This window comes from Blautia sp. JLR.GB0024, from assembly GCF_037000545.1.
Classification (GTDB): domain Bacteria; phylum Bacillota; class Clostridia; order Lachnospirales; family Lachnospiraceae; genus Blautia; species Blautia celeris.
Map to the genome: position 1 here is coordinate 586,976 of NZ_JBANBF010000001.1, position 13,393 is coordinate 600,368.

The 13,393-nt window shown below is 48.1% G+C and carries 11 protein-coding genes and 1 other annotated feature; of the genes, 9 read left to right on the plus strand and 2 right to left on the minus strand.

Features of this window, described 5'->3' with window-relative positions; translation table 11 throughout:
- Positions 1–108: 108 nt before the first annotated feature.
- The 7 genes from V8Q34_RS02700 to queA all read left to right on the plus strand — a co-directional run bounded on the left by V8Q34_RS02700 (position 109) and on the right by queA (position 9,768).
- Complete coding sequence (locus tag V8Q34_RS02700; protein WP_033140388.1) at positions 109–1,677, plus strand: spermidine synthase; 1,569 nt, start codon at positions 109–111, stop codon at positions 1,675–1,677.
- A gap of 84 nt (positions 1,678–1,761) precedes the next feature.
- A complete protein-coding gene (locus V8Q34_RS02705; RefSeq protein WP_335834745.1) occupies positions 1,762–3,219 on the plus strand; it encodes a SpoIID/LytB domain-containing protein in 1,458 nt (485 codons plus the stop codon).
- A gap of 71 nt (positions 3,220–3,290) precedes the next feature.
- Positions 3,291–4,253 (plus strand): YihY/virulence factor BrkB family protein, encoded by a 963-nt coding sequence (locus V8Q34_RS02710; protein ID WP_335834746.1) that lies wholly within the window; start codon positions 3,291–3,293, stop codon positions 4,251–4,253.
- A 44-nt stretch (positions 4,254–4,297) separates the two neighbouring features.
- Positions 4,298–4,529, plus strand: a binding site (T-box leader).
- Between the two features lie 49 nt (positions 4,530–4,578).
- The gene (gene pheS, locus V8Q34_RS02715) at positions 4,579–5,598 is read left to right on the plus strand and encodes a phenylalanine--tRNA ligase subunit alpha (RefSeq protein WP_033140387.1); all 1,020 of its coding nucleotides are present in this window, start codon (positions 4,579–4,581) and stop codon (positions 5,596–5,598) included.
- Between the two features lie 63 nt (positions 5,599–5,661).
- The gene (gene pheT, locus V8Q34_RS02720; RefSeq protein ID WP_335834747.1) at positions 5,662–8,079 is read left to right on the plus strand and encodes a phenylalanine--tRNA ligase subunit beta; all 2,418 of its coding nucleotides are present in this window, start codon (positions 5,662–5,664) and stop codon (positions 8,077–8,079) included.
- A gap of 41 nt (positions 8,080–8,120) precedes the next feature.
- Entirely contained in the window at positions 8,121–8,723 is a 603-nt protein-coding gene (locus tag V8Q34_RS02725) for a histidine phosphatase family protein (protein ID WP_033140385.1), read from the plus strand.
- A gap of 19 nt (positions 8,724–8,742) precedes the next feature.
- A complete protein-coding gene (queA, locus tag V8Q34_RS02730) occupies positions 8,743–9,768 on the plus strand; it encodes a tRNA preQ1(34) S-adenosylmethionine ribosyltransferase-isomerase QueA (protein WP_148391498.1) in 1,026 nt (341 codons plus the stop codon).
- Positions 9,769–10,028: 260 nt separating this feature from the next.
- Here queA and V8Q34_RS02735 read toward each other — a convergent pair whose 3' ends face one another.
- Complete coding sequence (locus V8Q34_RS02735) at positions 10,029–10,580, minus strand: helix-turn-helix domain-containing protein (protein WP_256138392.1); 552 nt, start codon at positions 10,578–10,580, stop codon at positions 10,029–10,031.
- Positions 10,581–10,730: 150 nt separating this feature from the next.
- On the opposite strand from V8Q34_RS02735, the gene V8Q34_RS02740 reads away from it, so the two are divergent.
- Positions 10,731–11,423, plus strand: coding sequence for an AzlC family ABC transporter permease (locus V8Q34_RS02740; protein ID WP_033140372.1), 693 nt, complete (start codon positions 10,731–10,733; stop codon positions 11,421–11,423).
- Positions 11,420–11,743 carry a branched-chain amino acid transporter permease gene (locus V8Q34_RS02745; protein ID WP_054351191.1) on the plus strand — a complete coding sequence of 108 codons (324 nt, stop codon included), beginning with the start codon at positions 11,420–11,422 and terminating at the stop codon, positions 11,741–11,743. The genes V8Q34_RS02740 and V8Q34_RS02745 overlap by 4 nt, the downstream gene beginning before the upstream one ends.
- A gap of 75 nt (positions 11,744–11,818) precedes the next feature.
- On the opposite strand, the gene V8Q34_RS02750 is transcribed toward V8Q34_RS02745, so the two are convergent.
- Positions 11,819–13,261, minus strand: coding sequence for a GntR family transcriptional regulator (locus tag V8Q34_RS02750; protein WP_335834748.1), 1,443 nt, complete (start codon positions 13,259–13,261; stop codon positions 11,819–11,821).
- Positions 13,262–13,393: the final 132 nt, after the last annotated feature.

Genomic DNA, 13,393 nt, shown 5'->3' on the forward strand with positions numbered 1-13,393 from the left:
GCAGGCAGGCACGCCGGCGCCGGATTTCGGTGCGGACGGCCTTGGGGCAGCTCGTTTTCTGTCCCGTAAGAAGGCGGGGAAAATAAAAGAGACAACAGGAGGCAAAACATGGAGTCCAGATTATTGAGAAACAAATATTTCTTGTATGTAACAGAGTTTTTTTCCGGCATGTCTGTGATGGCTGTGGAACTGGGGGCAAGCAGGCTTATGGCGCCCTATTTCAGTTCTTCCCAGATCGTGTGGACCGTTATCATCGGAGTGATTATGATCGCAATGGCGATTGGAAATGTGTGGGGCGGACGCTCTGCGGACAAACGTCATGATCCGGACAGGCTGTACCGGAGGCTTTTGATCGCTGCCATATGGATCGCTTTGATACCGTTTGCCGGCAGATATCTGATCGCGGGGATATCCCTGCTTTTGGCAGTTTTTATAAAGTCTAATTTTCTGGTCTGGGCAGCGCTTTTTACCTGTCTGGCAATCTTCGCGTTTCCCTGTGTACTGCTGGGAACCGTGACACCGTCTCTGGTGAAGTTTTCCGTGAGTAATCTGGATGACAACGGAAAGACAGTGGGAGAGCTGGGCGCTTTGAACACCATCGGCAGTATTATCGGTACTTTTCTCCCTACATTTGTCACCATTCCGGCAGTGGGGACTGCAGCCACATTCCTGATATTTTCAGCGGTTCTGGCAGCTATCGCGGTGGTTTACTTTGTGACAGTCAAAAGAAAAAGAGGACTTTGTATCGGAACCGCTGTCGTGCTTCTCGTTTTGGCAGCGCTGACACCGGGATTCAGTTTCGCTTTCTGGGAGAAGGATGTGACACTGGAGGATGAGTCCATCTATAATTATCTGCAGGTAAAAGACAGTGAAGACCAGACGATTCTGTCCACCAATGTGCTTTTCGGCGTGCAGTCCATCAAGGCGAAGAACCGGGAACTGACAGGCATGTATTATGACTATGCGCTGGCAGCCCCGGTGATGGCAGGCATTCACACAAAAAAAGATAACAACGTGATGATACTGGGGCTTGGGAGCGGTACCTTTGCCGATTACTGTGACCGGTATTTTCCGGGAACCAAAATCCAGGGGGCAGAGATTGATGAGAAGATAGCGGATATCGCCACGGACTATTTCGGGCTGCCTGACAGTGTGGAAGTGGCAGTGGAGGATGGCAGAGCTTATCTGACAGCCTCTGAGGAAGCCTATGATGTGATCATGGTGGACGCCTACCAGGATATCACCATCCCTTTTCAGATGTCCTCTGTTGAATTTTTCAGCCAGGTGGAAAGCCATCTGAAGAAGAACGGGGTGATGGTGGTCAATATGAATATGAAATCCAGCTCCGAGGATTCCATCAATGACTATCTCTGTGATACCATAGCCTCTGTGTTCAAATATGTGTACACCGTGCCTGTGGACGGCGGAACCAATATGGAGGTCTTTGCCTCCAACGAGGCGGGTCTTCCGGAAATGCTTAAGAAAAACACGGAAAAACTTCCAGATGGAGAGCTAAAGGGCATGATGGAAACCGTATCGGCTGAACTTACCGGATATGAGGGAAAAGACAGGATACTGACAGATGACAAGGCACCTGTAGAGCTTCTGGGAATGAAAGTCTTAGATGAGATCATAGGGGAAGAACTGGATTATTACAGGGAACTGTATCTGGGATAAGCCGGAAAATTGCCCAAAGGGTATGAAATCTTTTCTTCTTTCATATATTAATATATGGACTGGAAGCAGAAATTAAAATGGAAAATGCTGATCATACTGCTTGCCGTAATCGGAATCGTGATTGTATGGCAGGCAAACAGAGCGGGAGTGAGAAGACAGGAAAGTTACCGGACGCAGAGCCTGCAGGAAAATATGATAAAAGAAAATGAGCGGGCCAGCGCCGGTCTGACTCTGCCGGCATCCTCCCAGAACCATGCAGAAGCAGAGGAAAACGGACAGGAGAGTGCTGCAGAAACTGCAGACACAGATCCTCAGGCTGATGATACAGAGCAGGATGACAGTCAGCCTGCCGAAACACCAAAGAGTGAATCGGCAGCGGCGGCTGTACAGGAACCCAGGATTTCCGTACTGCTTATGACAGACGGATATAAGGGATATACACACCAGAGTGTAAGTCTGCAGTTTCATGGCAGTTATCATCTTCAGGGAAGCCAGGAAATGGATTATGCAGACGGTGAGACCCTGGAGCTGACCGCGGACAGTTCTCTTTTTAAGGATGGAAAGCTGGAGCTTCGGGCAGACGGAGAGGAAAACAGGGCAACCCTGCTGTCAGTGGAAAGACAGCAGGGTAATCCTGCCTACAGGGGCGATTTTACGGTCTATCAGGAGCAGGGAGGTCTGCGCCTTGTGAATACTCTGCCTTTGGAGGAATATCTGTACGGTGTGGTACCCAGTGAAATGCCGGCGTCCTACGACAAGGAAGCTCTGAAAGCCCAGGCAGTCTGCGCCAGAACGTACGCCTGTGTGCAGATGCAGAAAAGCGCGCTGTCGGATCTGGGGGCCCAGGTGGATGACAGTGTAGCCTATCAGGTCTATCAAAACGGCGGGGAGGCTGCCGAGGCCAATGCTGCTGTGGATGAGACAAAAGGAGAGATCCTGGAAAGCAATGGTCAGCCGATCACCGCCTATTATTTCTCCACATCCAGCGGAAAAACCAGCACGGATGAGGTGTGGGAGGTTTCCGCTCCTGCCTCCTACCTAAAAAGCGTGGACTGCAGTTATGATGCGCAGGAGCCGTGGCATCAGTGGAGCATCTCCTTTTCCCGGGAACGCCTGCTGGAAGCCGTACAGACAAAATACGCGGGGGTAAAGGAAATACATGGGATTGATGTGGAGAAGACAGGAGACAGCGGTGTTGTCATGAGCCTGGCATTGGACACAGATCAGGGAGTCTACAATATCAGCAATGAGTACGATATACGTGCCCTGCTGTCCCCGGACGGACTGTCCATAACAAGGCAGGACGGCTCTGTGGTGAAGGGCTCCAATCTTCTTCCCAGCGCGTATTTTACACTGGAGGAACAGAGGGATGAAAATAATGTCCTCACAGGTTATGTGATAAAGGGCGGCGGTTACGGTCACGGCGTAGGCCTGAGTCAGAACGGTGCAAAAGGAATGGCAGAAGCGGGAATGGGTTACCGGGAGATACTTGCATACTTTTACCAGGATGTTGAGCTGGCTGACATCAGCAGCATTCTGTGAAACTTGTCATCCGAAGGGGCACATGCTATAATGGGAAAATAATGCAGAATTTACATGCGGGTGCAGATAAAATGAAGATACTAAAAAGTGTGGTGCGCACAGTCACCGGATTTATGGAAAATATGAATAAGAACCACGTGTCAGCCTACTCTGCACAGGCTGCTTATTTTATCATACTTTCCTTTATCCCATTTATGCTCCTTCTCATGACTTCTGTGCGGTATACGCCCCTTAACAGACAGGAAGTGATCAATGCGGTAATGCAGATCTGCCCCGAGAGCTTTGAGAACTTTATCCAGGGCATAGTCAATGAAGTGTATGAGAAATCCCTGACTGTTGTCCCTCTCTCCGGTGTCATTGCCCTGTGGTCCGCAGGCAAAGGAATCCAGTCGCTTACCAATGGATTCAACTGTATTTATCAGGTAAAAGAGACCAGGAATTATATTGTGACAAGAATACGGTCTGTATTTTACACCCTTGTCTTTGTCATTGCCATTATACTGACGCTGATCCTTCAGGTCTTCGGCAACAGTCTGCAGAGGGAGCTGAGCAAGCACCTGCCGTTTCTCGACAAGCTGGTGTCCATGATCATCAGCATGCGAGTGACCATCACCCTGCTGGCCCTGTGTGTGGTGTTCCTTTTTCTGTATAAATTTGTGCCAAACAGGAAGGCTACCTTCCGAAGCCAGATGCCCGGGGCGGTGTTTACGGCAGTGAGCTGGTCTGCATTTTCCTTCGGATTTTCCCTTTATTTTGATTATTATGAGGGAACGTCGAACATGTACGGAAGCATGACCACCATCATACTGATCCTTTTGTGGATGTACTTCTGTATGAATATCATGATGATCGGCGCACAGATCAACTGCTATTTTGAGGAAAAATTCAAATGGGTGCATCAGGTGGCAACGGAAACCCTTAAAAGGGAATATCAGCAGTTAATAGGAAGGGATGACGAGGAAGAAGAGGGAGAAACAGAGGATTCTGTAAAGAAATCGGAAGAAAAAGACAGAAAAGCTGACAAACCTTCTTGACAGATTGCAGATTAATGGCTAAAATGGTTTACAGACAATACATGAAAAAGGCTGTGAAGGTGTCAGTAGATGTTTATCTTCTGTCAGAGATGAGGAGTCACCGGCTGCAAGCTCCTCTCAGTTCAGATAACCATTGAGATTCCCACCGGAGCCGCATTTCTGAAGCAGCAGTAGGAAATGCCGTCACTGTGCGTTAAACAGATATGAGTGCCCACTGTAATTTTGACAGATGGGAACAAGGGTGGTACCACGGACTTTACAGGCTTCGTCCCTTTCGGGCGGGGTCTTTTTTTATTGTCAGAAATAAAATCATAAGGAGATAACCATGAAAGAAAAATTACAGCGGATTCAGGAAGAAGCTGCAAAGCGCATCCAGGAGTCGGATTCCCTGGACAAATTAAACGATGTACGTGTTGCTTTCCTTGGAAAAAAAGGAGAGCTGACAGCAGTTTTAAAGGGTATGAAAGAGGTAGCTGCTGAGGACAGGCCAAAGGTCGGACAGTGGGTAAATGAGACACGTGCCCAGATTGAAAAGCATCTGGAAGACACAAAAGTAAAGCTGGAAGCAGCCGTTATGGAAGAAAAACTGAAAGCAGAAGTGATCGATGTTACTCTTCCGGCTAAGAAAATGGAAATCGGCCACAGACATCCCAACACCATAGCGCTGGAGGAAGTGGAGCGTATCTTCATCGGTATGGGCTATGAAGTGGTGGAAGGCCCGGAAGTGGAGTATATGGACTACAACTTCACAAAACTGAACATTCCGGAGGGACATCCTGCAAGAGATGAACAGGATACCTTCTTCATTGATGATAAGATCTGCCTGCGTTCCCAGACTTCCCCGGTACAGGCGCGTACCATGGAAAAGGGAAAACTGCCCATCCGTATGATCGCACCGGGACGCGTGTTCCGTTCCGACGAGGTGGATGCAACCCATTCTCCTTCCTTCCACCAGATTGAAGGACTTGTCATTGACAAACACATTACCTTTGCAGACTTAAAAGGAACGCTGGAAGAATTTGCAAAAGAGCTGTTCGGACCGGAGACAAAGACAAAATTCCGTCCCCATCATTTCCCGTTCACAGAGCCGAGCGCAGAGGTGGATGTCTCCTGCTTCAAATGCGGAGGCAAAGGCTGCCGTTTCTGTAAAGGCTCCGGCTGGATCGAGATTCTGGGCTGCGGCATGGTACATCCTCATGTTCTTGAAATGTGCGGCATTGACCCGGAAGAATACACAGGCTTCGCCTTTGGTGTGGGACTGGAGCGTATTGCACTGCTGAAATATGAGATTGATGATATGAGACTTCTGTACGAAAACGACACCAGATTCCTGAAACAGTTCTGATCGCGGAGAAGAAAATGATCAGGAGATCCTGAGGCAGAATAATAATTATAGAGGAGAACAACAATGAATACATCTTTATCATGGATTAAAATGTATGTGCCGGATTTGGACGTTACGGCACAGGAATATACAGATGCAATGACATTATCCGGAACCAAAGTGGAAGGCTTTGAGAAGCTGGATGCGGATTTGGATAAAATTGTCATCGGACAGATTGAGAAGATCGAACGCCATCCGGACGCGGACAAGCTGATCATCTGCCAGGTCAATGTGGGAACAGAGACGGTTCAGATCGTGACCGGTGCGCCGAATGTAAAAGAGGGTGACAAGGTTCCTGTCGTTCTGGACGGAGGCCGTGTTGCAGGCGGTCACGACGGCAAAAAGACACCGGGCGGTGTTTTGATCAAAAAAGGGAAACTGCGCGGCATTGAGTCCTGCGGCATGATGTGCTCCATTGAGGAGCTGGGTTCCACCAGGGAATTTTATCCGGAAGCTCCGGAATACGGTATTTACATTTTCCCGGAGGACGCTGTGGTCGGTGAGAGTGCTATTCACGCGCTGGGTTTGGATGACGTGGTATTTGAATATGAGATCACTTCAAACCGTGTGGACTGTTACAGTGTGATCGGTATTGCAAGGGAGGCGGCAGCAACTTTCAATAAGAAATTCATTCCTCCGGCTGTGGAAGTAAAAGGAAATCAGGAGGACGCCCATGATTACATCAAGGTGACCGTGGAAGATAAGGATCTGTGCCCGCGTTACTGCGCAAGGGTGGTAAAGAATGTTAAGATCGGCCCTTCACCAAAATGGATGCAGCGCTGCCTGGCGGCAAACGGTATCCGTCCGATCAACAATCTGGTGGATATCACCAACTATGTGATGGAAGAATACGGACAGCCCATGCACGCCTACGATATGGATACGATTGAGGGACAGGAGATCATTGTGCGCCGCGCTTCTAAGGATGAGAAGTTTGTGACACTGGACGGACAGGAACGTATTCTGGATGATTCCGTGCTGATGATCTGCGACGGCAGAAAGCCGGTGGGAATAGCAGGTGTCATGGGAGGAGAGAACTCCATGATCACAGACAGCGTAAGTACGGTATTATTTGAGGCTGCCTGCTTTGACGGTGTAAATATCCGCCTTTCCAGCAAGAAAGTAGGACTCAGGACAGATGCCTCCGGCAAATTCGAGAAGGGCCTTGATCCCAACAATGCGCAGGCAGCCATTGACAGAGCCTGCCAGTTGATTGAAGAGTTTGGCTGCGGTGAAGTTGTGGGCGGAATGGTTGATGTGTATGCAAAAGTGAAAGAGCCGGTCCGTGTTGCATTTGAGCCGGAGAAAATAAACGATCTGCTGGGTACAGAACTTTCCAGGGAGGAAATGCTCTCCTATCTTGCAAAAGTGGAGCTGGCATATGACGAGAAGACAAATGAGATCGTAGCGCCTACTTTCCGCGCGGATATTTTCCGTACCGCGGACATTGCGGAGGAAGTGGCACGTTTCTACGGATACGACAATATTCCTACCACACTTCCTAAGGGAGAAGCTACCACGGGCAAACTGCCGTTTAAGCTGCGTATTGAGCAGGTTGCGAGAGATATGGCAGAGTGCAACGGATTTTCACAGGGATACTGCTATTCCTTTGAAAGCCCCAAGGTATTTGACAAGCTGCTGATCCCGGCAGAGGATGAGCTTCGTAAAGTGATCACCATTTCCAATCCTTTAGGCGAAGATTTCAGCATTATGAGAACCACACCGCTGAACGGTATGCTCCAGTCCCTGGGAACAAACTATAAGAGAAGAAATAAAGATGTGCGTCTCTATGAGTTGGGCAATGTATATCTGCCGAAGGAACTGCCCCTTAAGGATCTGCCGGAGGAGAGAATGATGTTCACTCTCGGCATGTACGGTGCCGGTGACTTCTTTGCCATGAAAGGTGTTGTGGAGGAATTCCTGGATAAGATCGGAATGCATGAGAAAGAGGAATATGACCCGAAATCAGGCAAACCGTTCCTGCATCCCGGACGCCAGGCTGACATCATCTACAAGGGAACCGTGATTGGCTATCTGGGTGAGGTACACCCGGCTGTAGCGGACACCTACGGCATTGGCGAGAGAGCTTATGTTGCAGTGCTGGAGATTCCGGCTATTCTGGAGTTCGCAACTTTTGACAGGAAATACGAAGGAATCGCCAAATTCCCTGCAGTGAGCCGCGATATCAGTATGGTAGTGCCGAAACACGTACTGGCAGGAGAGATTGAGCATGTACTTGTACAGCGCGGCGGCAAGATTCTGGAGAGTTACAAACTCTTCGATATCTATGAGGGAAGCCAGATCAAAGACGGATTCAAGTCACTGGCATACTCTGTAACCTTCCGTGCAAAAGATAAGACACTGGAGGAGGCTGAGATCACAGCAGCCATGAAGAAAATCTTAAACGGGCTTGAGGGCCTTGGAATAGAACTGCGTAAATAAGACAAAGCGCGGTTTGCAGAAATTTTAGGAGAGCAGGTAATATGAAGCTTTATATTATCCGTCACGGGGAAACCTCCTGGAATGTCCAGAGAAGGCTTCAGGGGGCCTCTGACACGGATTTGAATGAAAACGGCATTACTCTGGCAAAGCGGACAGGGGAGGCTTTAAAAGAAATTCCCTTTGACCTCTGCTTTACCAGCCCGTTAAAACGGGCTAAAATGACTGCAGAACTGATACTGGCCGGAAGGAATATCCCCATATACGACGATGAACGTCTCCGGGAAATCTCCTTCGGCGAATGGGAAGGGCGGGATTCCGCCCTTTTGCCTGCCCATATGCTGGATAATTTTTTCCACCATACAGAGGTGTATGAGCCTCCGAAGGGTGGGGAGAGTATCAGGGAAATCTGCACAAGGACAAAGGACTTTTTCCAGGAGCTTATATGCAGGGAAAAACTGCAGGATAAAACACTGCTCATTGCGTCCCACGGATGCGCCGTGCGGGCACTTTTACAGAATGTCTATCCGGATGCGGAGATCAGAAATTTTTGGCATGGCTGTGTTCCGCCAAACTGCGGCGTAAATATTGTGGAGGTCGCAGACGGAAGGGCAGAGCTTTTGGAAGAGGATGTTGTATTTGGCTGACAGGGATAAAGGAGAAAAAATGAAGACATCAGATTTTTATTATGATCTGCCGGAGGAACTGATCGCGCAGGACCCTCTTGCCGACCGTTCCGCTTCCAGGCTGCTGCATCTGGACCGGGAAACAGGAGAGATCGAGCATACGGATTTTAAACATATCACCAGGTACCTGAACCCGGGAGACTGCCTTGTCATCAATGACACGAAGGTCATTCCCGCCCGTCTGTACGGAAGCAAGGTGGGAACCGATGCAGGGATTGAGATACTGCTTCTGAAAAGAAAAGGCGACAATGTGTGGGAGACACTGGTAAAGCCCGGAAAAAAGGCAAAACCGGGCACGGTTATCCGTTTCGGTGACGGACTTCTCACAGGGGAAGTCATTGATGTGGTGGAGGAGGGAAACCGTCTGATCAAATTCAGTTATGAAGGGATTTTTGAGGAAATCCTGGATAAGCTGGGTGAGATGCCTCTTCCCCCGTATATCACCCACAAGCTGGAGGATAAAAACAGATACCAGACCGTTTACGCGAAGAAGGAAGGGAGTGCCGCAGCGCCTACCGCAGGCCTTCATTTTACGGAGGAGCTGCTTGAGGAGATACGGCAGATGGGCGTCAATATTGCCCATGTCACACTGCATGTAGGGCTTGGGACTTTCCGCCCGGTAAAAGTAGATGATGTGGAGAAGCATCATATGCATTCGGAATTCTATGTGGTGGAGGAAGACCAGGCAGAACTGATCAATGAAACCAGGAAAAACGGCGGCAGGATCATTTCCGTGGGAACTACAAGCTGCAGAACCCTGGAATCCGCTGCGGATGAGAACGGAAACCTTCAGGCAAAAAGCGGATGGACAGAGATCTTTATCTATCCGGGGTATCAGTTTAAGATCATTGACGGACTGATCACCAATTTCCATCTGCCGGAATCTACACTGCTGATGCTCGTCTCGGCTTTGGCGGGGAAAGAGAATATTATGAAGGCTTATGAGGAAGCGGTGAAGGAGAGGTATCGGTTCTTTTCGTTTGGAGATGCTATGTTTATCGGGTAAGTAAGTTTTTAGGAGAAAATAGGACCCGCAAAAGTGCAGGATTACTGTGCTTTTGCGGGTCCTTATATATTCTGCATAGCGTTGATTTCAATTTGAAATCAGGCTATAATATACTTAAAGCGCTTGGAGGAGCAGTCTTTTTATGAAACCCGGCGGCTGTTATTAAAAACGACAGATGATGTCTGAAACGGGCAGCGCAGGGGGGGCATGTCGGGAAGCCTGGGTATCGGAACGGTCGGGCGGAAATTATGAGGTATCCTTTAATGAGGATAATAATTAACAACCATAAACGTCACCTGCATTTCCTGCTGATTGATATACGTGTGGCTGATGGAAGAGTCAAAGACAAAGGCCTCCCCCTCATGCAGCGTATAATCCATAATTTCTGTATGAATCACCAGTTCGCCTGAAATGATATAAACATACTCCTGGGCCTTGTCCGTATGTCCGATGGAAGTGTTGGCGCAGCCTCCATCCAGTTCAACATAGAACAGCTCAAAATTTCTCACCGGTGTACTTCTGAAATAGCAGTATACCCGGTAGCCGTCTGTTTCGCCGGTCTGCATAGTGGCCTCTGAACGGCGGACAACCGTGGTTTCCTTTTCAATTCCGTCGATCAGTTTCGTATACGGCACGTTGAGGCCGCCTGCAATTTTCCATATGGTGTTAATGGTTGGATTGCTGTCCCCTTTTTCAATATCTGAAAGCATTGCTTTGCTGATGCCGGACATTTTGGACAACTGTCCCAGTGTCAGGTTGCGTTCTCTTCTGAGTTCTTTCAAATTTACAGCAATTATTTTACCTAATTCCATAAATATTCCTTTCCTGCTTGACAGATATATCGAACGGTCGTAAGATATATATAACGAAATGTTCGGTAAATCTGACGAATGTCAATTATTCTCTTATCCATTATATGAAATAAGAGCAATAAAATCAAGTTGAAAAGGAGCGGCTGTGTTATGAAAAAAAAGGCGTTTCGTGCTGCGCTGCCATACACACTTCCCATCTGTGTTGCATTTCTCTTTCTGGGAATGTCCTATGGATTTCTCATGCGGAGCAAGGGTTTTTCTTTTGTCTATCCAATGTGTATGAGCCTGTTTATCTATGCGGGGTCTATGGAGTTTGTGACAGTGGATCTGCTGCTGTCGGCGTTTCATCCGTTCTCTGCGTTTTTGCTTGCGCTTATGGTGAATGCCCGCTATCTCTTCTACGGGATTCCTATGCTGAAAAGGTATAAAAACTGCGGATGGAAGAAAGTGTTTCTGATCTTCGGAATGTGTGATGAAGTGTTTTCCATCAATTGTACGGTCAATCCCCCTGAGGATGTGGACAAAGGCTGGTTTATGCTGTTTGTCACCTGGCTGGGGCAGCTTTACTGGGTTTCAGGGGCAACGCTGGGAGCGCTTCTGGGATATGTGATACACTTTGACACAAAAGGGATTGAGTTTATTATGACCGCGCTTTTCTGGGTCATGTTCCTGAATCAGTGGGAGGATAAGAAGGGACATCTGCCGGCGCTTGTGGGGCTTGGCGGTTCTTTTCTCTGCCTGTTTATCTTTGGCAGCCAGAACTTTATGCTGCCGGCTATGGTACTGATCGTATTGTGTTTTACTGCTCTGAGAGGCAGTATGATTCCGGAGGTGGAGCAATGACAGTTATGCAGAGTATTATCACGATCTTAGCGGTTGCATTGGGGACGATGCTGACCAGGTTTCTGCCCTTTGTGGTATTTCCCGACAGCAAAAACCCACCGCAGTTTATTACATATCTGGGAACGGTTTTTCCCTATGCCGTTATCGGTCTTCTGGTTGCCTACAGCCTGAAAGACTTTGTGGGTACAGGCAGCCACGGGATTCCGGAAATCCTGGCCATCCTGTTTATCACCGCAGTACACAGGTGGAAGAAAAATATGCTTCTGAGTATCAGCGCGGGAACTGTATTGTACATGTTTTTCGTGCAGGCGGTATTTTAACGCACACCCCTCTTAAAAAAGAGAGAGAACCGAAAGATGGTTTCTTTGGTTCTCTCTCTTTTTTGGGTATAGCGGCTACATAAGCTGTATGGAAGGCAGCAGGCGAAAGGCTTCAAAATCAAATCCGCATCTGCAAAGCGCGTCATCCGCAGCGGAAAATTTCCACACAGCCAGTTGTCCAATCGCATCCGCACATGAGAGAAAATCATTTGTCTTCAGCGTGTGGATGATCATTTCTGCGTATTCCACACATTTTCTTTGTGAATCACTCTCTTTTAACCCGGTCATTATGGGATATCCCCAGAGCATCAGTTCAAATAGTTTAAAATAAATTTCTCTTATCCCCGCGCATGGATGGTATTCTGCAATATATTTAACGATATGCAGAAGAGTAAGCTCACTGCGGTCAAAAGTAAGGTCATGCTCCAAAACCTGGAGAAGTGCATTTTTACTCTGCCTGGTAAGTTTTTTCAGAAACGTCTGTGATACATCCCGGCAGGTATACTTAACCAGCTCAAGGGCCTGGATGAAAAAGGCGAGGCTGCGGCGGATGGAAGGGATGCCGCAGTCCATGGGAAGCCAGCTCTCCTCCATGGAAAAAATGCGGGTGCCTTTTCCGTTGATAGACTGCGCGGCGCCTAACTGGCAGAGCAGTCGGATCGTCCGGCGGGCAGTGCTGACAGATACACCGTAAAGTTCTGCCATTTTTTCATAAGAAGGCAGAAAGTGTGTCTCGTGGTAATGACCGAGATAGATCTGGTGCAGGATATGTGACGCCAGACTGTAGCAGATTTCCGGGCGTTCCCGGTATATGTGCCAGACGAAAGGTGTCTGTTCTTCTTTTGGTACCGGGACTGTCTGTTCGGCATAAAATTGAACCAGATGTTTCCTGTTCGTTCTCTGAAAATTCAGGAAACCGCTGTGAACGGCTTGAAAATCCTTTTCTTTACCGGAGCGGATGAGGTTCTTCAGGCTTCTGCGTATTTTATTTAAATCATATAGTTCAGAAGATCTTTTTGCCTTCAGAAAAGGCAGGCCCTGGTAAAGGGAGGACTCCCATAAAAGGTTCATGACCAGGGAATTGTTCAGCTTTTGAAGGGCGAATGAATAGAATCTCATTAAATCATCCGCTGCCAGCCGATCTGCCAATTCCAGAAGGCAGGTAAAATCCTTCTCTTCCATAAGCCGAAAGCTTTCCGTGAGCAGAGAAGAGAAAATCATTTCATTTGCCGGATAAAAGTCAGCAAAACGGTCCATACGTGCAGAGAGAAACCGGACGGCAGAAGCAGGGTCTGCATGCGACGTATTTACTTTTGTGGCTTTTCCTCCGCAGGTTATGATATATCCCTCATCCCGAAGCTGTTTCAGCGCTGTCTTGACGGTTAAGGTTGAGACACGGAAATCCCGGCTGAGTGTTTCAATGGGAGGCAGAGTGTCACCCTCTGTATAATACCCGAATTGTATGCGCATGGAATAGAATTGATAGATCAAATCAGAAAAACTCTGCCCATTGTACAAGTTTCATTCCCCTCTTTTCTTTGGCTTTTTCTCTATTCTACCATCACCACAGACGAAATTCCATAAAATGTTGCGTATTTTATTCCTGTGAACTATAATAAGGTTAACGTGAACAAGGTATACATGAACATG